The 21,468-nt window shown below is 74.4% G+C and carries 20 protein-coding genes and 1 riboswitch; of the genes, 14 read left to right on the top strand and 6 right to left on the bottom strand.

Features of this window, described 5'->3' with window-relative positions:
* The first annotated feature begins 75 nt into the window (after positions 1–75).
* Both ACF1AL_RS03200 and ACF1AL_RS03195 read left to right on the top strand, forming a co-directional pair.
* Complete coding sequence (locus ACF1AL_RS03200) at positions 76–1,326, top strand: sensor histidine kinase (protein ID WP_391819265.1); 1,251 nt, start codon at positions 76–78, stop codon at positions 1,324–1,326.
* A 189-nt stretch (positions 1,327–1,515) separates the two neighbouring features.
* Positions 1,516–2,148 (top strand): response regulator, encoded by a 633-nt coding sequence (locus tag ACF1AL_RS03195; protein ID WP_391697227.1) that lies wholly within the window; start codon positions 1,516–1,518, stop codon positions 2,146–2,148.
* Positions 2,149–2,190: 42 nt separating this feature from the next.
* Here the strand turns inward: ACF1AL_RS03195 and ACF1AL_RS03190 are convergent, their stop codons facing one another.
* A complete protein-coding gene (locus tag ACF1AL_RS03190) occupies positions 2,191–2,916 on the bottom strand; it encodes a class I SAM-dependent methyltransferase (RefSeq protein WP_391819351.1) in 726 nt (241 codons plus the stop codon).
* 259 nt (positions 2,917–3,175) lie between these two features.
* Positions 3,176–4,606 carry an MFS transporter gene (locus ACF1AL_RS03185; protein ID WP_391819263.1) on the bottom strand — a complete coding sequence of 477 codons (1,431 nt, stop codon included), beginning with the start codon at positions 4,604–4,606 and terminating at the stop codon, positions 3,176–3,178.
* A gap of 200 nt (positions 4,607–4,806) precedes the next feature.
* Between ACF1AL_RS03185 and ACF1AL_RS03180 the strand changes: the two genes are divergently transcribed.
* From ACF1AL_RS03180 to ACF1AL_RS03155, 6 genes are all read left to right on the top strand, one after another.
* Positions 4,807–6,546 (top strand): MFS transporter, encoded by a 1,740-nt coding sequence (locus ACF1AL_RS03180; protein ID WP_391825411.1) that lies wholly within the window; start codon positions 4,807–4,809, stop codon positions 6,544–6,546.
* 167 nt (positions 6,547–6,713) lie between these two features.
* Positions 6,714–7,364, top strand: a complete 651-nt coding sequence (locus ACF1AL_RS03175; protein WP_366837139.1) for a class I SAM-dependent methyltransferase — start codon at positions 6,714–6,716, stop codon at positions 7,362–7,364.
* 35 nt (positions 7,365–7,399) lie between these two features.
* A complete protein-coding gene (locus tag ACF1AL_RS03170; protein WP_391825410.1) occupies positions 7,400–8,374 on the top strand; it encodes an N-acetylmuramoyl-L-alanine amidase in 975 nt (324 codons plus the stop codon).
* 158 nt (positions 8,375–8,532) lie between these two features.
* Complete coding sequence (locus tag ACF1AL_RS03165; protein ID WP_366837141.1) at positions 8,533–9,330, top strand: DUF5336 domain-containing protein; 798 nt, start codon at positions 8,533–8,535, stop codon at positions 9,328–9,330.
* Between the two features lie 237 nt (positions 9,331–9,567).
* Positions 9,568–9,861 carry a hypothetical protein gene (locus ACF1AL_RS03160; RefSeq protein WP_366837142.1) on the top strand — a complete coding sequence of 98 codons (294 nt, stop codon included), beginning with the start codon at positions 9,568–9,570 and terminating at the stop codon, positions 9,859–9,861.
* A gap of 146 nt (positions 9,862–10,007) precedes the next feature.
* Positions 10,008–10,439 carry a hypothetical protein gene (locus ACF1AL_RS03155; RefSeq protein WP_386915078.1) on the top strand — a complete coding sequence of 144 codons (432 nt, stop codon included), beginning with the start codon at positions 10,008–10,010 and terminating at the stop codon, positions 10,437–10,439.
* Positions 10,440–10,546: 107 nt separating this feature from the next.
* Here ACF1AL_RS03155 and ACF1AL_RS03150 read toward each other — a convergent pair whose 3' ends face one another.
* Genes ACF1AL_RS03150 through ACF1AL_RS03140 form a run of 3 tightly spaced genes read right to left on the bottom strand, consistent with a single transcriptional unit; the run spans position 10,547 to position 13,784 of the window.
* A complete protein-coding gene (locus ACF1AL_RS03150; RefSeq protein ID WP_391659333.1) occupies positions 10,547–11,617 on the bottom strand; it encodes a prenyltransferase/squalene oxidase repeat-containing protein in 1,071 nt (356 codons plus the stop codon).
* The gene (locus ACF1AL_RS03145; RefSeq protein ID WP_366837144.1) at positions 11,614–12,360 is read right to left on the bottom strand and encodes a class I SAM-dependent methyltransferase; all 747 of its coding nucleotides are present in this window, start codon (positions 12,358–12,360) and stop codon (positions 11,614–11,616) included. Before ACF1AL_RS03145 ends, ACF1AL_RS03150 begins: the two co-directional genes overlap by 4 nt.
* Positions 12,354–13,784, bottom strand: a complete 1,431-nt coding sequence (locus ACF1AL_RS03140) for a glycosyltransferase family 4 protein (protein WP_391825409.1) — start codon at positions 13,782–13,784, stop codon at positions 12,354–12,356. The genes ACF1AL_RS03145 and ACF1AL_RS03140 overlap by 7 nt, the downstream gene beginning before the upstream one ends.
* 207 nt (positions 13,785–13,991) lie before the next feature.
* Here ACF1AL_RS03140 and ACF1AL_RS03135 point away from each other — a divergent pair, with 207 nt between their 5' ends.
* Positions 13,992–14,624: a TetR family transcriptional regulator gene (locus ACF1AL_RS03135; protein ID WP_391825408.1), complete on the top strand. Its 633-nt coding sequence runs from the start codon at positions 13,992–13,994 to the stop codon at positions 14,622–14,624.
* Between the two features lie 8 nt (positions 14,625–14,632).
* On the opposite strand, the gene ACF1AL_RS03130 is transcribed toward ACF1AL_RS03135, so the two are convergent.
* The gene (locus ACF1AL_RS03130) at positions 14,633–15,175 is read right to left on the bottom strand and encodes a GNAT family N-acetyltransferase (protein WP_391697074.1); all 543 of its coding nucleotides are present in this window, start codon (positions 15,173–15,175) and stop codon (positions 14,633–14,635) included.
* A 184-nt stretch (positions 15,176–15,359) separates the two neighbouring features.
* Positions 15,360–15,498: riboswitch (cobalamin riboswitch) on the top strand.
* An 85-nt stretch (positions 15,499–15,583) separates the two neighbouring features.
* Here ACF1AL_RS03130 and ACF1AL_RS03125 point away from each other — a divergent pair.
* The 5 genes from ACF1AL_RS03125 to ACF1AL_RS03105 all read left to right on the top strand — a co-directional run bounded on the left by ACF1AL_RS03125 (position 15,584) and on the right by ACF1AL_RS03105 (position 21,386).
* Positions 15,584–16,786, top strand: a complete 1,203-nt coding sequence (locus ACF1AL_RS03125) for a prenyltransferase/squalene oxidase repeat-containing protein (protein WP_391781192.1) — start codon at positions 15,584–15,586, stop codon at positions 16,784–16,786.
* Positions 16,783–17,421, top strand: a complete 639-nt coding sequence (locus ACF1AL_RS03120) for an SCO2322 family protein (protein ID WP_391825407.1) — start codon at positions 16,783–16,785, stop codon at positions 17,419–17,421. The genes ACF1AL_RS03125 and ACF1AL_RS03120 overlap by 4 nt, the downstream gene beginning before the upstream one ends.
* Before the next feature lie 79 nt (positions 17,422–17,500).
* On the top strand, positions 17,501–18,793 hold the full coding sequence (locus tag ACF1AL_RS03115; protein WP_391825406.1) for an energy-coupling factor transporter transmembrane component T: 1,293 nt from the start codon (positions 17,501–17,503) through the stop codon (positions 18,791–18,793).
* Positions 18,790–20,571, top strand: a complete 1,782-nt coding sequence (locus ACF1AL_RS03110) for an ABC transporter ATP-binding protein (protein WP_391819251.1) — start codon at positions 18,790–18,792, stop codon at positions 20,569–20,571. Before ACF1AL_RS03115 ends, ACF1AL_RS03110 begins: the two co-directional genes overlap by 4 nt.
* Positions 20,568–21,386 carry an ECF transporter S component gene (locus ACF1AL_RS03105; RefSeq protein WP_386419724.1) on the top strand — a complete coding sequence of 273 codons (819 nt, stop codon included), beginning with the start codon at positions 20,568–20,570 and terminating at the stop codon, positions 21,384–21,386. Before ACF1AL_RS03110 ends, ACF1AL_RS03105 begins: the two co-directional genes overlap by 4 nt.
* The last annotated feature ends 82 nt before the right edge of the window (positions 21,387–21,468 follow it).

Raw genomic sequence — 21,468 nt, 5'->3', positions numbered from 1 at the left:
CCGCTCCGTACTGTCGTACCGAAGCCGTGGCGGAAGCGGCCGGACGGCTCACCGGATGTGATCGGGGGACAGGCGATGGGGTGGCGGGACGGGATCGGATGCCGGCTGCGGGCCTGGCGGGACGCGACGGCGCGGAGCAAGGCGGAGATGGCGTGCTTCCGGGCGGCGCAGCAGGAGGCCCGCCGGACCGGCAGGGCACTGGAGCATCCGGGGCCGCCGCCCAGCGGGTTCACCCTGCTGCCGTGGCTGCTGATGGGCCTGGGCGCCTTCTCCAACCTCTTCCAGGGCAAGACCCCGAACCCGTGGATCGGCGGGATCGGTCTGCTCGCCTTCAACTCGCTGTACATCTACGTCGTCTTCCGGGCGTTCGACAAGAAGAAGCGGCAGGAGCGGTCCACGCGCGTGGCGCTGCTGCTGATGGCCGCCCTCACGTGCGGGCTGGCCGCCGCGTACGGCGACAACTGGCTGCTGTTCTTCCCGCTGCTGGGGCTCGCCACGGGGGCGGCGGTGCGCGGGCCGCGGCTGAAGGAGGCCGGCACGGCCGTGGCCGTCCTCGCGGGCGCGGTGTCGTACGCGCACGAGGGCTGGGGCGGGACGACCATCGCGTACGCGACGTGGATCTCGACGATGGTGACGGCCGCGATCCTGTCGCTGTCGGAGGCGGTGCGCGATCTGCGCGCCGCGCGGGAGGAACTGGCGCACCGGGCGGTGGAGCGGGAGCGGCTGCGGTTCTCCCGCGATCTGCACGACCTGCTCGGGCACACCCTGTCCGTGATCGTGGTCAAGTCGGAGGCGGCGCGGCGGCTCGCGGGGCGGGACCTGGAGGCGGCGCTGTCCCAGATCACCGACATCGAGTCGGTGGGACGGCAGGCGCTCACCGAGATCCGCGAGGCCGTCACCGGGTACCGGGAGGGCAGTCTGTCCGCGGAACTGGACCGGGCGGGCTCCGCGCTGACCGCGGCGGGCATCGAGCCGGTCGTACGCCGCTCGGGGCCGCCGCCGGCCGCGCAGACGGAGGCGCTGCTCGGGTGGGTGGTCCGCGAGGCGGTGACCAACGTGGTGCGCCACAGCGGGGCGCGGCGGTGCGAGATCGTGGTGACGGGGGCGGCAGAACGGGTGCGGCTGACGGTTACGGACGACGGGCGCGGGCCCGCGGCATCCGACGGCGGGGCCGGTGTGCGCGGCGGTACGGGGCTGAAGGGGCTGACGGAGCGTCTGGCGGCCGCCGGCGGGACGCTGACGGCGGGGGCCGGGGAGCGGGCCGGGTTCGTGTTACGCGCGGAGCTGCCGGCCACGGCGGACGTGACGGAACCGGTCGCGGGCTGAGCGGCAATCGGCGCGGGCTGAGCGGCGTTCCGCGCACGCCCCCACGCCCTCACTCCACGCCCCGCGCCCAGCCCTTCGCTCACGGCCCCACGCCCATCCCCTCGCCCACCCCCACCCCCTCCCACGGCCCCGCGCGAACCCCCTCCCCTCCCCCGGTCCCTCTTCTACGCTTGGTGCGTGAACGAGGAGATGCCCCGGGGGCGGCGGGCCGGCAAGTGCATTCGTGTGCTGCTGGCCGAGGATCAGGGGATGATGCGCGGGGCCCTGGCCTTACTCCTGGGCATGGAGGCGGACATCGAGGTCGTCGCGCAGGTCGCCGCGGGGGACGCCATCGTGGACGCCGCGCTGACCCACCGCCCCGACGTCGCTCTGCTCGACATCGAACTGCCCGGCATCAGCGGCCTGGACGCCGCCGCCGAGCTGCGCGACCAAGCGCCCGACTGCCGGGTGCTGATCCTGACGACATTCGGCCGGCCCGGCTATCTGCGCCGGGCGATGGAGGCGGGCGCCGCCGGCTTCCTCGTCAAGGACGGTCCCGTGGAGGAGCTGGCGGAGGCGATCCGCCGGGTGCTGACCGGGGAGACGGTCGTCGACCCCGCGCTGGCCGCCGCCGCGCTCAGCGCCGGCCCGAGCCCGCTGACCACCCGTGAGTGCGACGTCCTGAAGGCGTCCGCGGACGGCTCCACGGTCGCCGACATCGCCGCCGTCCTGCACCTGTCGGAGTCCACCGTCCGCAACTACCTGTCCTCCGCGATCGGCAAGACGGGCACCCGCAACCGCACGGAGGCCGTCCGCGAGGCCCGCCACCAGGGCTGGCTCTGACCCCGCAGGGCCTGACCCCGCAGGGCCGGCCTCACGGCACGCTCACGCCTCCCGCCGGAACACCGCCGCCCAAAGGAACGGCTCCCCGAAGCACGGCGACTCGGGCGCCTCGTCCCGCATCCGGCGCAGCTCCCGCACCGTCAGCCCCGCGAAGATCGCCCGCAGCGACTCGGCGCCGTAGGCGAGGCCGCCGTGCAGAGCGCCGGTCCGGTACAGCTCGGCGTCGGGCAGTTCCGAGCCCATGCCGCCGGCCGCGAAGCAGGTGAGGGTGAAGTGGCCGCCGGGCGCGAGCAGCCGGTCCAGCAGCGCCAGATAGCTGATCCTGCGGTGCGGCGGGAGGTGATGGAAGCAGCCGGAGTCGTGGATGAGGTCGTACGGTCCCGTCAGCTCCGTCCCGGCCAGGTCGAAGGCGTTGCCGCACAGGTAGCGGACCGGCGCGGCGCCCGTCGCCTCGCGCGCCCAGGCGACGGCCCGGGGCGACAGGTCGACGGCGTCCACCTCGAAGCCGTTCGCCGCGAGGTGGCGGGCGTTGCGGCCGGGCCCGCAGCCGAGGTCGAGGGCGCGCCGCCCGGTGATGCGGCCCGAGTCCACCCAGGCGGCCAGGTGCTCGTCCGGCTTGTCCGCGAAGAACGGCACCGGGCGGGAGCGGTCCGTGTAGAAGTCGTCCCACCATCCGGCGGCCCCGGCCGTCCACCGGTCGGCGCCGGGCGCGAACAGCCCGTCCAGCAGCGTGAGCAGGTCTTCCGTGGTCCGGATGTGGCGATCGATGCCGTCCATGCAGCTCCCCTCCGCTGTGCCCGCCGACCGGGCCCGTCGATCGTAGGCACACCGAGGGCGTATGCCCAGGTCAGCGCTGCTCAACGGGCTTTCGGGAAGGCTCTGTTCGCGGATGTGGCGGCCTGGTGCGGCGGGTGCGGGCGGACCACCCCGGCGGCGGGGCGACGGCCTCGCACGCCCCCGCCCACGCGCCGCCACACGGCCTTCGACGCCGACGCGGCGGTCCCTTTTTCCGGCGGGCGGCCCGGAGTCAGCGAGTCGCCGTCGAGCCGCGCGGCAGCCACGTGAGCATGAGGACCGCGCCCGCCAGCAGGACCGCCGTGGAGATGCGGAAGACCAGGGCGTAGCCGTCGGTGAGGGCCGCCGGGGTGTCCTCGCCGCCCGTGCGGGTCGCGGCGATGGTCGACATGACCGCGAGGCCGAGGGAACCGCCCATCGTGCGAGAGGTGTTGATGAGGCCGGACACCAGGCCGGCCTCCCCGGGCGCCGCGCCGGACGTGGCGAGCGAGGCCAGCGGGGTCGCCGCGAGACCCGCGCCGAGCATCATCAGCACACCCGGGATCATGATCGTCGTGACGTAGGGCCCGTGCGCGCTCATCGTCGACTGCCAGCCGAACCCGGCCGCCGCCACCAGCGACCCGAGCACCGCCACGGTCCGCGCCCCGGCCGACCGCATCAGCCGCGGCGCCAGCTTGGAGCCGAGGACGACGGCCAGCGAGCTGGGCACCAGGGCGAGTCCGGCCTCCAGCGGGCTGTAGCCGAGGACGTTCTGGGCGTAGAGGGTCATGAAGAACCACATGCAGAACATCGCCGAGCCGCTGACGAACATGGCCGCGTTCGCCGACGCCACCGACCGCAGCCGCAGCAGGCCCAGCGGCATCAGCGGGGACGCGGTGCGCGCCTCGACGAGGAGGAACAGCGCGACCAGGAGCAGTCCGGCGGCCAGCGGGGCGAGCGTCGCGCCCGCGGTCCAGCCCCGCGCCTCGGTCTGCGAGATGCCGTAGGCCAGCGTGGCCAGCCCGGCCGTGACGAGGACCGCGCCCGGCAGGTCCAGGCGCCGACCGTCGCCGGCGCGGCTCTCCGGCAGCCGGGCCAGCGCCCCGGCGAGGACGACGGCGCCGACCGGCACGTTGATGAGCAGGACCCAGCGCCAGTCCAGGACGTCCACCAGCACCCCGCCGACCAGTCCGCCGGCCGCGCCGCCGCCCGCGCCGACGGCCGTCCAGGTGGCGATCGCGCGGGCCCGGGCGGCGCCCTCGGGCACGGCGGCGGTGAGGATGGTCAGCGTGGACGGGGCGAGCACGGCCGCGCCCAGGCCCTGCACCGCGCGGGCGAGCAGCAGGTGCCAGCTCTCCTGGGCGAGCCCGCCGCCCAGCGAGGCGAGCGTGAACAGGGCGAGCCCGACGAGGAACATGCGCTTGCGCCCGTACAGGTCGCCGGCCCGCCCGCCGAGCAGCATGAAGCCGGCGAAGGCGATGGCGTAGGCGTTCACCACCCATTGCAGGCCCGGCGCGCTCAGCCCGAGGTCGGTGCGCATGGACGGCAGGGCCACGTTGACGACGGAGACGTCGAGGACGACGAGGAACTGCCCGGCGCAGGCGAGCGCCACGACCAGCCAGGTCGGCGGGGCGGAGCGGGCGGGGGTCCGGGTGGTGGCGGCGGCTTCCAGCATGGGTGTCATGCTCTCAACCGGTCCGCGCCCCTGCATCGGGATTTCGCCGGGCGACCGGTCCGCCCGCGGTCCTAGGACCGGGCGCGCGGCCCACTGATCCCGCGACCCCGGCGCCTGACGCCCGTTCAGATCGTCATGACATGGTCAAGAAATCGTTAGCTGACCAAAGCATCGGAATAGTTGCCCATGCATACGGGTTGCCGCTGGACATGACACGAACGACGACCGACCAGCCCGCCCGGTCAGCGAGCGGGGCCGTCGTCCCGGTGCTCGCCTTCGCGGGCATCGTGGTCGCGGTGATGCAGACGCTGCTCGTCCCGGTGATCAAGGACCTCCCGCAGCTGCTCCACACCGCACCCTCCAACGCCACCTGGGTCCTGACCTCCACCCTCCTCTCCGGCGCCGTGGCCACCCCGATCATGGGCCGGCTCGGCGACCTGTACGGCAAGCGGCGCATGCTCATCGCCAGCCTCGCCGTGATGGTGGTCGGCGCGCTGATCAGCGCCGTCACCGACGACCTGCTCACGATGATCGTGGGCCGCACCCTCCAGGGCTTCGCGATGGGCGCGATCCCGCTCGGCATCGGCCTGATGCGCGACACCCTGCCCCGCGAGAAGCTCGGTTCGGCCATGGCGCTGATGAGCTCCTCCATCGGCGTCGGCGGCGGCCTCGCCCTGCCCGCCGCCGCGCTCGTCGCCCAGCACGCCGACTGGCACGCCCTCTTCTACGGCGCCGCCGGCCTCGGGGTGGTGTCCATCGCGCTCACCCTGCTCACCGTCCCCGAGTCCCCGATGCGCGCCGAGGGCTCCTTCGACGTGCTCGGCGCGCTCGGCCTGTCCGCCGGCCTGGTGCTGCTCCTGCTGCCCATCACCAAGGGCAGCGACTGGGGCTGGGCCTCGGGCACCACGCTCGGCCTGTTCGCCGCGGCCGTTCTCGTCCTGCTGCTGTGGGGCGTGATGGAACTGCGCCTGAAGGCGCCCCTGGTCGACCTGCGCACCACCGCCCGCCGCGAGGTGCTCCTGACCAACCTCGCCTCGATCATGGTCGGCGTCAGCTTCTACGTCGTCTCGCTGGTCCTGCCGCAGCTGCTGCAGCTGCCCACCGCGACCGGCTACGGCCTCGGCCAGTCCATGGTCGTCGCGGGCCTGTGCGTGGCCCCGCTGGGCCTGACGATGATGTTCACCGCCCCCGTCTACGCCCGCCTGTCCGCGCGCTACGGCCCGAAGGTCACCCTGATCACCGGCCTGCTCGTGATCGCCGTGGGCTACGCCGGCGGTCTCGGCCTGATGGACGCCGCCTGGCAGACCGTCGTCACCTCCGTCCTGCTCGGCGCGGGCATCGGCCTCGCCTACTCCTCGCTGCCCGCGCTGATCGTCGGCGCGGTCCCGGCCTCCGAGACCGGCGCGGCCAACGGCCTGAACACCCTGATGCGCTCCATCGGCACCTCGGTGTCGAGCGCCGTCATCGGCATGGTCCTCGCGAACACGGCCGACCACGTCGGCGGCGCGGCGATCCCGACCATGCACGGCTTCCGGGTGTCCTTCCTCATCGCCACGGCCGCGGTCGCGGTGGGGCTGGCGATGGCGTTCCTGCTCCCGGGGCGCCGTCCGGCGGCCGGCCCGCAGCTCGTCGCCTCCAGCGAGGAGGACGCGAACCTGGAGCGTGCCGAGGAGGCGCTGCGCGGCTTCCGCGGCCGGGTGCTGGCCGCCGACGGGACGCCCGTGGCCCGGGCCAAGGTCACGCTGATCGACCGGCGCGGGCGGCAGGCGGGGGCGACGGTCTCCGCCGACGACGGCCGGTATGCGCTCGCCGTGCCGGCGGCGGGTCCGTACGTCGTCGCGGCCAAGGCCGCGGGGCACGCGCCGCTGGCTTCGGCTGCGAGCCACGCCGGGGGTGAGCTCGCGGTCGAGCTGGATCTCTCGTTGCCCGGTGAGACGGTCAGCGCGTAACGCCCCATGAGGCGCCCCGGACCGCCGTCCGGCGGCCGCGGTTCGTCGTGGCTTCGCACCGTTGCCCGCGCCCCTTCGGGCACTGCCGCACCCCCCGCCGAGAAGCCGGCCGGGGGTGCGGCAGCATAAAGGCCCCTGGCTCAGCCGTACGACCGAGAGGCGCCCGCATGTCCCCCGCTCCCCAGCCCGAGATCCTCGCCGCGTTCGAGGCGGCCAAGGGGTTCATGCCCCTCGACGAGGGGCTCGCGCTGTACGCGGCCGCGGTGGAGGCGGGGGCGCTGGGCCTGCCGCTGCTGGAGGTCGGGACGTACTGCGGGCGGTCCACGATCCTGCTCGCGGACGCCGCGCGCCGGGCCGGGGTCTGTGCCGTCACCGTCGATCATCACCGGGGCAGCGAGGAGCAGCAGCCGGGGTGGGAGTACCACGACCCGCAGACCGTGGACCCCGAGATCGGGCTGATGGACACGCTGCCCACGTTCCGCCGCACCCTGCACCGGGCGGGCCTGGAGGACCACGTGGTCGCGGTCGTCGGCCGCTCGCCGCAGGTGGCGGCGTTCTGGCGCAGCCCGCTCGGGCTGGTCTTCATCGACGGCGGGCACACCGACGAGCACGCGAGCGCCGACTACGAGGGCTGGGCGCCGCACGTCGCCGAGGGCGGGCTGCTGGTCATCCACGACGTCTTCCCGGACCCGGTGGACGAGTTCACCGGCCAGGCGCCGTACCGGATCTATCTGCGGGCGCTGGCCTCGGGGGCGTTCACGGAGGTGTCCGTGACGGAGTCGATGCGGGTGCTGCGCCGCACGGGCAGCGGAATCTGACCGTCGGGGCATCCGCCCCGGTTAGGGTGTCAGGCGTGTCGTACGCAGGCCCGGAATTCGAACCTCCGCAAAACCGCCGCTCCCGCCGCCGCCCGCTGGTGGTCGGGCTGGCGGCGCTGGTGCCGGGGGCACTGCTCGGCTGGCTGGTGTACGAGGCGGTGGGCGCCCCCGGTGGCCCGGGCGGCACGGCCGGGACGGCCGGCGCGACCCGGACGGCCGCCGTGGCGTCGCCGGCGCCCACGGCCGGCTCCCCGTCGGCCGACGACGACAAGCGGCCCGCCGGCTCCCCCACGCCGGTGCCGAGCACCGCCTCCGCCCCGGCCGCCGCGCCCCGGGGCCCGCTCACGGGCAAGGTCGTCGTCATCGACCCGGGCCACAACCCCGGCAACTTCCGGCACACCGCCGAGATCAACCGCCAGGTCGACATCGGCACCAACCGCAAGGAGTGCGACACCACCGGAACCTCCACCAACGACGGCTACACCGAGGCCCGGTTCACCCTCGACGTCGCCCGCCGGCTGCGCACGCTGCTGCAGCAGCAGGGCGCCACGGTGAAGCTGACGCAGGACGGCGACCGCCCGTGGGGCCCGTGCGTGGACGAGCGGGCCCGGATCGGCAACACCGCGCGCGCCGACGCCGTCGTGTCGATCCACGCGGACGGATCGGCGGCCGGGAACCGCGGCTTCCATGTGATCCTGCCGGCGTCCGTGCACGCCGGCGCCGCCGACACCCGCGCCATCGTGGGCCCTTCGCGCGACCTTGGCGAGCGCATCGCGGGCAACTTCGTGCGCGTCACCGGCAGCGCGCCCTCCAACTACCTCGGCGACGGCACCGGGATCGTCACACGGAAGGACCTGGGCGGTCTCAATCTGTCAACGGTTCCCAAGGTGTTCCTCGAGTGCGGCAACATGCGCGATAGCAAGGACGCGGCGCTGCTGACCAGCGGCGCCTGGCGGCAGAAGGCGGCGCAAGGGATCTCTGAGGGAATCGTGAGTTTCCTGCGCGGGTAGGGATCAGCGCGCTGTTCCCTGCGGACAGCCTCGTCGGACGGACGATAAGGTCGTCCCTACGATGAGGGGCCACCCCCGCGCTTCACACCGGGGCCTGACGGCGACATGGTGACAGCGACGCCTCTTCCGACGACGAGACGACCTATGAAGGACCTGAAGTGAATATCCGCTCCCTCACTCGAGGCGACGGCGTGGTGATCGGAGCAGCGGTATTGCTGTTCATCGCGTCGTTCCTCGATCTGTCCGGCTGTGACGCACCGGACTCCGTCTGCAGCGCGGCCGACCTCCCGAACGCGTGGGACAGCCTGGGACTTGGACTGGGCACCTACCTCGCCGGGGTGATCGGTGGCGCACTGGTCGTCCTCGCCCGTCTGCAGCCGACGCCGCGCAAGGTGGCGGGCCAGGACCTGGGAGCGTTCGGCACCGCCATCACCGTCGTGGTCGCCTGGGTCCTGCTGTGGTTCCTGATCGACTCCGGCAACGCCGGCGCCGGTCTCATCCTCGGCTTCCTCGCCGCCCTCGTGCTGGCCGGCGGCGCCGTCGCCACGCCGCTGGTGCCCGCCCTGCAGGGTGCCCTGGTGCCCGCGCCGAAGCCGGCCGCCCCGCAGCCCTACGGCGCCCAGCCGCAGGGCGGTTACGGCTACCCGGGCGCGCAGCAGCCGTCCTACGGCGGCCAGCCCCAGCCGGGTGGCCCGCAGCCGTACGGCGCGCAGCCGCAGGCCGCCCAGCCGCAGGCGCAGGCGCAGCCGCCGGCCGGGGACTTCTCGCCGTTCTGGTTCGCGGTGCCGGTGCCGCGGCCGCTGTACGCGGAGGACGGCTCGCCGACGCCGATCGCCGAACTCGCGCCGGGCACCTGGTACCTGGCCGTCGAGCAGCGCGGGGCGCAGCTCGTCGCGCAGACGCAGGACGGCCGCCGGGGCGTGCTGCAGGACACCTCCGGCATCCAGCGCGGCTGAACCGCCGCCCGCCGTCACCCACGGCCCCTCACCCCCGGGTGAGGGGCCGTCGCCGTGTCCGCACGTACCGAGGAGAATCCCTGGGAGCCGGCCGCCGGCGGCGGAGGTGACCCTTGCGGAGGCTCGGCCGGGATCTCCTCTGCCACTTCTCGCGCAGCCTCACCCGTGGTGTCACAACCGGGCGGCGGGACGCGGCCGTTGGGGTTTGCGGTCCCGGCGGGCGGCAATCCGACTCGTATGTCCCCTCGATATCGCAGCAGCGCGAATCAGGCCGGGACGGTCGTCGCCGTCGTGGCCGACGTCATGGCCGTCATCCTCGGCCTGTGGATCCTGATGTACCTGCTGGACGCCAACCGCGCCAACGACCTGGTCCGGTTCGTCCACCACACGGCGGACTGGCTGGCGGGCTGGTCGCGGGACCTGTTCACCTTCGACGAGGCCTGGGCCCGCGTGGTCGCCGGCTACGGCCTGGCCGCCGTGGTCTACCTGTTCGTGGGCCACGCGATCGCCAACCGCATCCACCGCCACTGACCGCTTCGCGGGCCCGCGGTACGCCCCCGGTCACGACGGCCGGGGGTCGCAAACTTGATCGAAAATTGGGCCCGGTCAGCACCGAGTTGACGTAGTGTCTCCCCTGCTCGCCGACCACGAGCATGCCCATGAAGGGGGAAACACCCATGCGTCACAAGATCGCGGCCCTGGCCGCGACCACCATCGTCCTCGCCTGCGGGTCACTCGCCACCGCGACCTCGGCGTCGGCGACGGTCGACCCGCCCGGCGGGGGCTGGGACCACACCTGGACCACTTCGGACGCCAAGCAGGGCGGCACGGTCTACATCGCCGAGCACGGCGACGTCGTCTCGCTGTGCGACACGGCGGCCGACGGCTACGCCCCGCGGGCGGAGGTCTTCGCCGAGGAGAGCATCGCCGGCCTCTACGACCTGCAGTACACCCTGACCGCCTCCGGCGGGGAGGGCTCGTGCGTCTCCAGCCGGGCTTCCCAGGGAGGCGTGCACGACCTCCCCGAGGGCCGGCACATCAGCGTGACGATCTACCTGGGTCCGGACCGCAAGTACCAGACCACGCACACCTACCTCAACGACAACTAGGCAGCAGACGGCAGTCGGCAGGCAGGCACGCAATCGACCGCGGCCCGTTCGTCCCGCCTCACCCGGCGGGCGGACGGGCCGCGTCGCGTCACCGCGCCCCCGTCACCTCACCCGCAGCAGTCCGTCTCCAGGCCCGTGGGGAGCAGTTCGCCGCCGAAGACCGCGCAGGTCGCCTCGTGGCCGCCGAGGGCCGCGACGGCGAGCAGCAGCGAACCGGCCGTCCACGTCGTCAGCTCGCGCGGCCAGATCGCGTCGTCGTCGAAGACGTAACCCGTCCAGTACAGGCCGCTGTCGGGGTCGCGCAGGTGCTGGATGGACTGCAGGATCTGCAGGGCCCGGTCGGACTCGCCCATCGCCCACAGCGCCAGGGCCAGTTCGGCGGACTCGCCGCCCGTCACCCACGGATTGGGCACCACGCAGCGCACCCCGAAGCCGGGCACCACGAAGTCGTCCCAGCGTTCCTCGATCCGGGACTTGGCCTCCGCGCCGGTCAGCGCGCCGCCCAGCACCGGGTAGTACCAGTCCATGGAGTAGCGGTCCTTGTCCAGGAACCGCTCGGGGTGCCGGCGTATCGCGTGCCGCAGCGCGCCCGCCGCCAACTCCCAGTCCGGCTGCGGCTCTTCGCGCTGCTCGGCGATGGCGAGCGCGCAGCGCAGCGCGTGGTGGATGGAGCAGGACCCGGTGAGCAGCGCGTCCGTGGTCGCCGTGCCGTCGGCCTCGCGGCGCCAGCCGATCTGCCCGCCGCCCTGCTGCAGCCGCAGCACGAACTCGACGGCCGCGTACACGGTGGGCCACATGCGGTCCAGGAAGGTGTCGTCACCGGTGGACAGGTAGTGGTGCCACACCCCTACGGCCACGTAGGCGACGAAGTTGGTCTCGCGGCCGGTGTCGGTGACGTCGTCGTGGGCGCCGTCGGCGTAGGCGGCGTACCAGGAGCCGTCGTCCAGCTGGTGGCGGGCGAGCCAGTCGTAGGCCCGTTCGGCGGCGGCGTGCTCGCCGGCCGCGTCCAGGGCCATGGCGGCCTCGGTGTGGTCCCACGGGTCGAGGTGGTGCCCCCGGAACCAGGGGATCGCCCCGTCCTCCCGCTGCGCGGCGAGGATGCCGCGCACGGTGGCGGCGGCCTGCCCGGCGGTGAGGACCCCGGGCAGGACCAGGTGTTCCGTCCGGGGAGTGGTCACTCGGCGGCCGCCTCGTCGGCGAGGCGCGGCAGGTGCGGCTTGGTGGCGTAGACGACGAAGCTCTTGCCGATCAGCGGGTTCAGCGCCTGCTCGGCGACCCGGGTGGCCAGCGGCTTCTTCATGATGTCCCAGACCAGCAGCTTGTGGTACGCCTTCACCGGCAGCGCCTTGTCGTTGTCGACGCCGAAGGCGCACTTGAGCCACCAGTACGGCGAGTGCAGCGCGTGCGCGTGGTGGGTGCCGTAGGGCCTCAGGCCGGCCTCGCGGACCTTGGCGAGGAGTTCGTCGGCCTTGTAGATGCGGATGTGGCCGCCCTCGACCTCGTGGTAGGCGTCGGACAGCGCCCAGCAGACCTTCTCGGGGCCGTAGCGGGGCACGGTGATGGCGATGCGGCCGCCGGGCCGCAGCACCCGCACCATCTCGGCGAGGACGCCCTTGTCGTCGGGGATGTGCTCCATCACCTCGGAGATGATGACGACGTCGAAGGAGTCGTCGGGGAAGGGCAGCGCGAGCGCGTCGCCCTCCATGGCCGTGGCGGTGGCGCCCTCGGGTGCCTCGCCGGCCTCCTTCATCGCCGCGAACCACTTGGCGACCTCGCGGATCTCCTCGCCGTTCTGGTCGAGGGCCACGACCTGGGCGCCGCGCCGGTAGCACTCGAAGGCGTGCCGGCCCGCCCCGCAGCCGAGGTCCAGGACGCGGTCGCCCGGGGCGAGCGGGAACCGGGAGAAGTCGACGGTCAGCACGTGGCCCTGCTTTCGGGATAGACACCGGTGTCACTCGTCGAGGTCGCGGAGGCGACGCTCGCGGGGGCCGCGGAGCGGCCGGGGAGCCGGGGCTCGGGGCGGCCGGCGCCCGCCGCGGAGCGGGCGATGGCCTCGCGGTAGCGGGCGACGGTCCCCTCGGCGGCGCGGGCCCAGGTGAAGTGCCGCAGCACGCGCTCACGGCCGGCCCGGCCGAGCCGGGTGCGCAGCTCCGGGTCGCCCAGCAGCCGCCCGAGCGCCGCGGCCAGCGCGCCCGCGTCGCCCGGCGGCACCGCCAGGCAGGTCTCGCCGTCGGCGCCCGCGACCTCGGGGATCGCGCCGCCGGTGGTGGCGACCAGCGGGGTGCCGGTGGCCATGGCCTCGGCGGCCGGCAGCGAGAAGCCCTCGTACAGGGACGGCACGCAGGCGACCTCCGCCGAGCGCACCAGGTCGACGAGTTCGGCGTCGGAGATGCCCTTGACGAACTCGACGGCGCCTTCGAGGCCGTACCGCTCGATCGCCTGCGCGACCGGGCCCTCGGTGGGGCGCTTGCCGACGACGACGAGGTGGGCGTCGGCGTGCTCGGTGCGCACCTTCGCCAGGGCCTCGACGAGGAAGACCAGGCCCTTGAGCGGGACGTCGGCGCTGGAGGTGGTGACGATCCGGCCGGGCACCTTGGCCACGGACGGGTCGGGCGAGAACAGGTCGGTGTCGGCGCCGATGTGCACGACGTGGATGCGGTCCTGCCGTACGCCGAGGTGGTCGACGATCTCCTGGCGGGAGGTGCCGGAGACGGTGAGCACGGACGGCAGGCGGCGGGCGACGCGCTTCTGCATCCGGGTGAAGGCGTACCAGCGGCGCACCGAACAGCGGCGCTGCCAGGTGGCGGCGGCGTCCAGCTCCAACTGCCGGTCCACGGTGATGGGGTGATGGATCGTCGTCACCAGCGGGGCGCCGATGTCGCCCAGGAGGCCGTAGCCGAGCGTCTGGTTGTCGTGGACGACGTCGAAGTCGCCGCGGCGGGCGCGCAGATGGCGGCGGGCGCGCAGCGAGAACGTCAGCGGCTCGGGGAAACCGCCGGTCCACATGGTGCCGACCTCGAGGGCGTCGATCCAGTCCCGGTACTCGTCCCGCTTGGGGGTGCGGAAGGGGTCGGGCTGGCGGTAGAGGTCGAGGCTCGGCAGCTCGGTGAGGCTCAGCCGGCCGGCGTAGTCCTCGCCCTCGTCGAGGACGGGATAGGGCTGGGCCCCGATGACCTCCACGCGGTGGCCGAGGCGGGCCAGTTCGCGGGAGAGGTGGCGGACGTAGACGCCCTGTCCGCCGCAGAACGGGTTCCCTTTGTAGGTCAGGAGCGCGATGTCGAGCGGTCGCCCGCCGTCCGCGGCGCGGTCCGCACGGGACCCCGTCCGACTGGCCTCAGCGGTCACTCCGGGCCCCTCTCTGCCTGCACTGTCCCGCGAGATTACGCCGGGACGCTAATCTAGAACAAGTTTCAGACTTGATCGCTCAGGAGGCTCCGAATCTACCGGCAGGTAGCGACGCTGTAAGCAGTGGATCAGGTGATTCACGCCACGGGCGCGCGGCTGCCATGCTGTCCGAACGCACGCCCTCACCGACTGTCACGGACGGGACCCATGCCTGCGCACGCCCCTACCACGCGCCCCGCCACCTCACCGCTCACCGAGCGTCAGGAGGAGCGCCGCCGCCGCATCCTGCGGGCGAGCGCGCAGCTGGCCGGCCGGGGCGGCTTCGACGCGGTGCAGATGAGGGAGGTCGCGGAGGCCTCGCAGGTGGCGCTGGGCACGCTGTACCGCTACTTCCCGTCCAAGATCCATCTGCTGGTGGCCATCATGCAGGACCAGTTGGAGCACATGCACGGCACGCTCCGCAAGAGGCCGCCGGCGGGCGCGAGCGCGGCCGAGCGGGTGGCGGAGACGCTGATGCGCGCCTTCCGCGGCCTGCAGCGCGAGCCGCTCCTCGCCGACGCCATGGTCCGCGCGCTGACCTTCGCGGACCGCAGTGTCTCCCCCGAGGTGGACCAGGTCTCGCGGCAGACGACGGCGATCATCCTGGACGCGATGGGCCTTCAGGACCCGGGCCCGGCCCAGCTGTCCGCGGTCCGCGTCATCGAGCACACCTGGCACTCGGCGCTGATCACCTGGCTGTCGGGCCGCGCCTCCATCGCCCAGGTCAAGGTCGACATAGAGACGGTGTGCCGGCTCATCGACCTCACCGAGGCCGACGCCGCGGGGCCGGCCGCGCCCTGACCCGGCGACTACCGCCGCGCGTCGGGCCGGTAGTCGCGGGCGAGGAGCCCGAGCAGCACCTCGTCCACGAACTCGCCCATCACCCACGCCGAGGAGCGCAGCACGCCCTCGCGGACGAAGCCGTTGCGCTCGGCGGCGCGCAGCATCGCGGTGTTGTCCGCGAGCGTCTCGATCTGCAGCCGGTGCAGGCCGCGCACGACGAAGCCGTAGTGGCACAGCGCCGCGACGACGTCGCTGCCGTAGCCCTTGCCGCGGCAGGACGGCAGCAGGCCCAGCCCGATGTGGGCGCAGCGGTTGTGGGTGTCGATGCCCCACAGGTTCGCCATGCCGACCAGCGTGCCGCCCTGCAGCTCCACGACGGAGAACGGGACGCTCCCCTGCTGGGCGGGGTCCGGCTCCAGCCGCGGGTCCTTGGCACCGGGCATGACGGGACGCCACGGACCGGCCTCGGCCCGCGAGGCGTTGACCACGTCGTCGAAGAGCTCGGCCCGCAGTACGGGGATGTCGTCCTCGTGCCGGGCCCGGAGCCCGACCTTGCCGCCTTTGAGCATGCCCGCTTCCTATCGGCCCCGGGAGGGCGGCGGCAATCGAATAAAACGAAGAACGGTCCCTCCTGAGCCAGGGCGGCGGCGATCCGCGGGGGGCGTGCGCGGCCGGGCGAGCGTCACCCCGGGCGGCCGCCACCGGGCCGCCCTCGGCCGCCCCCGGGCCGCCACCGGGCCGCCCCTCGGACCCTTCCTACGGCCCGGTAAAGTAGCGGCGTCGTCATCACACCCGTACAGGGGGAAGCCGGTGCAATTCCGGCGCTGACCCGCAACCGTGAGCCGCCCATCGACGGCGAGCCGGATCGCCCTGCGCGGACGTGAACGGCTCACGCACCGTCGAGGTCTACGGAGCCGAGCCGCCCGGGGTCCTCCCGCGCTGCCCGGCTCCCGTCCAGGGAGAGGCAGCCGCCGATCATGAATGTCCGTCGCAGCGCCGCGGCCGTCGCCGCCGTCGCCGTGCTCGGCGCCGCCGCGCCCGCCGTCGCCGCGTCGCCCGCCCCGTCCCCGTCACCGGCCCTGCCGTCCGGGCTGTACGGCACCGCCGACCCGACGTACGACGGCGTGTGGCGCCAGTCGCTCGCCCTGCTCGCGCAGCACACCGCCGGGGTGAAGCCCGCCGGCAAGGCCGTGGACTGGCTCACCGGCCAGCAGTGCGCGAACGGCGCGTTCGCCCCGTTCCGCGCGGAGCCGGCCAAGCCGTGCGACGCCAAGACGATGGTCGACACCAACCAGACCGCCGCCGCCGTGCAGGCCCTCGCCGCGCTCGGCGGCCACGACGCCGTGACCGGCAAGGCGATCGCCTGGCTGAAGTCCGTGCAGAACAAGGACGGCGGCTGGGGCTACACCGCGGGCGGTGCCAGCGACGCCAACTCCACCTCCGTGGTCGTCGGCGCGCTCGCCGCGGCCGGGGAGAAGCCGGAGAGCGTCACCAAGGACGGCAAGTCGCCCTCCGACGCCCTGCTGAAGCTCGCTCTGCCGTGCGCCGAGGGTGGCGCCTTCGCCTTCCAGCCCGACAAGGCCGGCAAGCTCGCCGCCAACGCGGACGCGACCGCGGCGGGTGTCCTCGGCGTGCTGGGCAAGGGCCTGGTGACCACGGCGGGCCCGCGGGCCGAGGCGGTCTGCAAGGACGCCCGCACGCCGGCGCAGGCCGCCGCCAACGGCGCCGCCTACCTCGCGCAGGCGGTGGCCAAGGACGGCCACCTGACCTCCGCCATGCCGGGCGCCACCGCGCAGCCCGACTACGGCAACACCGCCGACGCCGTCGTCGCGCTCGCCGCGCAGGGCGGTGCGGCGAGCGCCGCCAAGCCGCTGGCGTGGCTGGAGAAGAACGGCGCGGCCTGGGCCAGGCAGAGCGGCCCCGCCGCCTACGCCCAGCTGATCCTCGCCGCGCACACGGCGGGCGCCGACCCGCGCCACTTCGGCGGCCAGGACCTGGTCGCCGGCCTGAACGCGACCGGCCCGGCCCCGCAGGCCGCCGGGCAGAAGGCCGACACGGCCGAGAAGAGCGAGAAGGACGACGACTCGCCCTTCGGCGTGTGGTGGTTCGTCGGCGTCTGCCTGGTCGCCGGCATCGGCGCGGGCTTCCTGATCAGCGGCCGCAAGGGGCGCGGCAAGTGATCCGCCGCGCCGCCGTGCTGTGCCTGGCCCTGCTGCTGCCCCTGGTGGCGGCGGGCCAGGCGCGGGCCGTCGGCTACCGGTACTGGTCGTTCTGGGAGCGCGACGGCGGCACGTGGACCTACGCCACGCAGGGCCCGTCGACGGCCCGCCCGGCCGACGGCGCGGTGCAGGGCTTCCGGTTCGCGGTGAGCGAGGACTCCTCCTCCGCGCAACGACCACGCGGTGCCGCCGACTTCGCGGCGATCTGCGCGCGGACGCCGGCCCAGGACGGCCACAAGCGCGTCGCGCTGGTCATCGACTTCGGTACGGCCGCCGACGCCCCGTCCGGCGAACGCCCGCCCGCCGCCCGCACGGCGTGCGCCCGCGTCCCCGAGGACGCCACGACGGCCGAGGCCCTGGCCGCCGTCGCGAGCCCCCTGCGCTACGACACCAACGCCCTGCTGTGCGCCATCGCCGGCTATCCCGGGCGCGGCTGCGGCGAACAGGTCTCCGCCAAGGCGACTCCCACGGCCGCCCCCGAGCCCGGGAAGTCCTCCGACGGCCCGTCGGTGGGCCTGATAGCGGCCGGCGCGGCGGTACTCACCCTGGCAGCAGCAGCCACCTGGCAATCCCGCCGCCGCCACCACCATGACTGACGACGCCCACACCCCTAACCCCCAGAGAGCAGCGGGCAATCGAGCCGACGCAGCAGCGGGCAATCGTGCCGCTGGGGCGATGGGGGTCCCCCCTGCACCGGAGCTTGTCGGAGGTGCTTGGGGGAGGGTGGGCGCTGCGGCACCCCGCAACGCCGGGCAGCAGAACCCCACGGCGCTCACCGGGACACGCGGCACAGCCGAACGCCGGGCACCGCACCCCACGGCGGTCACCGCACCCACCAGGACAGCTCACCCCACCCTCCACCCCGCCGCTTGGTGGCTGTGGGCCCTCGGCCTAGGCACCGCCGCCACCCGCACCACCAACCCCCTCCTGCTCGCCCTCCTCGTCGCCGTCTCCGCGTACGTCGTGACGACCTGCCGCACCGACGCCCCCTGGGCCCGCTCCTACTCCGCGTTCCTCAAACTCGCCCTGGCCGTCCTCGCCGTACGCCTCTTCTTCGCCGTCGTCCTCGGTTCCCCCATCCCCGGCACGCACGTCGTCGTCACGCTGCCCGAGGTCCCCCTGCCGCACTGGGCGCAGGGCATTCGCCTCGGCGGCCGGGTCACCGCCGAGGGCTTGCTGTTCGCGGCGTACGACGGCCTGCGGCTGGCCGCGCTGCTGGTCTGCGTCGGCGCGGCGAACGCCCTCGCCAACCCGCACCGGCTGCTGAAGTCGCTGCCGGGCGCGCTGTACGAGACGGGCGTCGCCGTGGTCGTCGCGCTGACCTTCGCCCCGCACCTGATCGCGGACGTGCAGCGGCTGCGGGCCGCGCGCCGGCTGCGCGGCCGCCCGGACCGGGGCCTGCGCGGGCTGCTGCAGGTCGGCCTGCCGGTGCTGGAGGGCGCGCTGGAGCGGTCGGTGGCACTGGCCGCCGCGATGGACGCTCGCGGGTACGGCAGGACGGCCGCCGTGCCCGCCCGGGTGCGCCGTACGACGGCCGCGCTCACCCTGGGCGGGCTGCTCGGGGTGTGCGCCGGCACCTACGGTCTGCTGACCGCCGACGGCGGCCGCTACGGGCTGCCGGTGCTGTGCGGCGGGGTCGCCGCGGCGCTGGCCGGCCTGTGGCTCGGCGGCCGCCGTACCGCGCGCACCCGTTACCGCCCCGACCCGTGGGACGCGCGCGCCCTGTCGGTCGCCGCGAGCGGGGTCGCCGTGGCCGCGCTGCTGGTCCTCGCCGACTCCCCCGCCCTGCACCCCGGCGTGGTCCCGCTGGCCGCGCCCGCCCTGCCGCTGTGGCCGGCGGCGGCCGCGCTGCTCGGCCTGCTGCCCGCGTTCCTGGCCCCGGCCGCCCGCGAACCGTCCGCCGGGAAGACGCCCGGAAGAGAACCCAGAAGAAGGCCCGGGTCGACGCCCGAGGAGGAGCCGTCGTGATCCGCTTCGAGAACGTCTCCGTGACCTACGACGGGGAGCCGGAACCGACCGTCCGGGGCGTCGACTTCGAGGTGCCCGAGGGCGAACTCGTGCTGCTCGTCGGCCCGTCCGGCGTCGGCAAGTCGACCGTCCTGGGCGCGGTGAGCGGGCTCGTCCCGCACTTCACGGGCGGCACCCTGCGCGGCCGCGTCACGGTCGCGGGCCGCGACACCCGCACCCACAAGCCGCGCGAACTCGCCGACGTCGTCGGCACGGTGGGCCAGGATCCGCTCGCGCACTTCGTCACCGACACGGTCGAGGACGAGCTCGCCTACGGCATGGAGTCCCTCGGTCTGACCCCGCAGGTGATGCGGCGCCGCGTCGAGGAGACCCTGGACCTGCTCGGCCTCGCCGACCTGCGCGACCGCCCGATCGCGACCCTTTCCGGGGGCCAGCAGCAGCGCGTCGCGATCGGTTCGGTGCTCACCCCGCATCCGCGGGTGCTGGTGCTGGACGAGCCGACGTCGGCGCTGGACCCGGCGGCCGCCGAGGAGGTCCTCGCGGTCGTCCAGCGGCTGGTGCACGACCTGGGCACGACGGTGCTCATGGCGGAACACCGGCTGGAACGCGTCGTCCAGTACGCCGACCGGGTCGCCCTGCTGCCGGGTCCCGGTGAACCGCCCGTCGTCGGCGCCCCGGCCGAGATCATGGCCGTCTCGCCGGTGTACCCGCCGGTGGTGGACCTGGGCCGGCTGGCGGGCTGGTCCCCGCTGCCGCTGACCGTCCGCGACGCCCGCCGCCGCGCGGCCGACCTGCGGCAGCGCCTGACGGAACGGACGCCTCCGGAGGCCGCCACCTCGGCAACCTCGGCGGCTGCTGCAGCCTCGGTCACCTCGAAAGCCTCGCAGGCATCGCAGGCCTCAGAGACCTCAGGCATCGCAGACACCTCAAGGACCGCAGACACCTCATCACCCTCGTCCGCCGCCCCCTCCCTCCTCGCTCGCCTGCTCCGGCGCCGCCGCACCACCCACGCCCCCGCCGAGTCGGCGTACGCGGCCGAGGTGCGGGCGCTGGCCGTGCGGCGGGGCGGGGTGCGGGCGCTGCGCCACGTCGACCTGACCGTCTCCCCCGGCGAGACGGTCGCCCTGATGGGCCGCAACGGCGCCGGCAAGTCCACCCTGCTGAACGCGCTGGTCGGACTGGTGCGGCCGACGTCCGGCGCCGTGCTCGCCGGGGGCGCCGTCCCGTACGGCTCGCCGCCGCGGGAGCTGGTGCGCCGGGTCGGGCTGGTTCCGCAGGAGCCGCGCGACCTGCTCTACGCGGACACGGTCGCCGCCGAGTGCGTGGCCGCCGACCAGGACGCGGGCGCGGAGCCGGGCACCTGCCGTGCGCTGGTGTCCGCGCTGCTGCCCGGGGTGACGGACGGCACGCATCCGCGGGACCTGTCCGAGGGGCAGCGTCTGGCCCTCGCGCTGGCGGTGGTGCTCACCGCGCGTCCGCCGCTGCTCCTGCTGGACGAGCCGACCCGCGGCCTCGACTACGCGGCGAAGTCGCGCCTGGTGACGGTCCTGCGCGAGCTGACCGCCGCCGGGCACGCGGTGGTGATGGCCACGCACGACGTGGAGCTGGCCGCCGAGCTGGCGCACCGGGTGGTGCTGCTGGCCGAGGGCGAGGTGATCGCCGACGGTGCCACGGCGGACGTGGTGGTGTCCTCCCCGTCCTTCGCCCCGCAGGTGACGAAGATCCTCGCGCCGCAGCAGTGGCTGACGGTCGCGCAGGTGCGGGAGGCCCTCGCATGAGCGCCCGGATCCGGGCCGTCCGCCTCGGCCCCCGCTCGGTCGCGACGCTGGTCCTGGTCTCCGCGGTCGGGGTGGCCGCGCTGATGTGGCCGTTCCTCGCCCCGCCCGGCTCGCAGGTACTGGCGCACGCGCAGGACGCCCCGTGGCTGTTCGCGGGGCTGCTGGTGCTGCTGGTGGCGGTGGCCGCGGCGACGATCGCCGAGTCGGGGCTCGGTCCGAAGGCGGTCGCGATGCTGGGCGTGCTGGCGGCGACGGGAGCGGCGCTGCGGCCCATCGGCGCGGGCACGGCCGGGATCGAGCCGATGTTCTTCCTGATGGTGCTGAGCGGCCGGGTCCTCGGCCCCGGGTTCGGGTTCGTGCTGGGCGGGGTGACGATGTTCGCCTCCGCGCTGCTGACCGGCGGGGTGGGGCCGTGGCTGCCGTTCCAGATGCTGTCGATGGGCTGGTTCACGATGGGCGCGGGCCTGCTGCCGGGCCCGGAGCGGCTGCGCGGCCGCGCGGAGCGGGTGCTGCTCGCGGGGTACGGCTTCCTCGCGGCCTTCGCGTACGGCACGGTCATGAACCTCGCGGGCTGGACGTTCATGGGCGGCAACGCCGCGAACATCGCCTTCGACCCGCACGCCCCCGTCGCCACCAACCTGGCCCACTTCGTCGCCTACTGCCTCGCCACCTCGCTCGGCTGGGACCTGGGCCGGGCGCTCGTCACCGTCGTCCTCACCCTGACCCTCGGGCCGGCGATCCTGCGGGCGCTGCGCCGGGCCACGCGGCGGGCGGCGTTCGTGGCGCCGGTCACGTTCGACGCGGCCGGGGAGTGAGACCTCGTACGCCGACGGTGAGCGGGCGGGGGCCCCGGCGGTGAAGCACCCCACATGACCCACGTCACCTACGAGGACGGGC

The organism is Streptomyces sp. NPDC014801, assembly GCF_043082085.1.
Classification (GTDB): Bacteria; Actinomycetota; Actinomycetes; order Streptomycetales; family Streptomycetaceae; genus Streptomyces.
The sequence above is the reverse complement of the archived record's forward strand: the minus strand, read 5'-3'. Positions and strand labels throughout refer to the sequence as shown.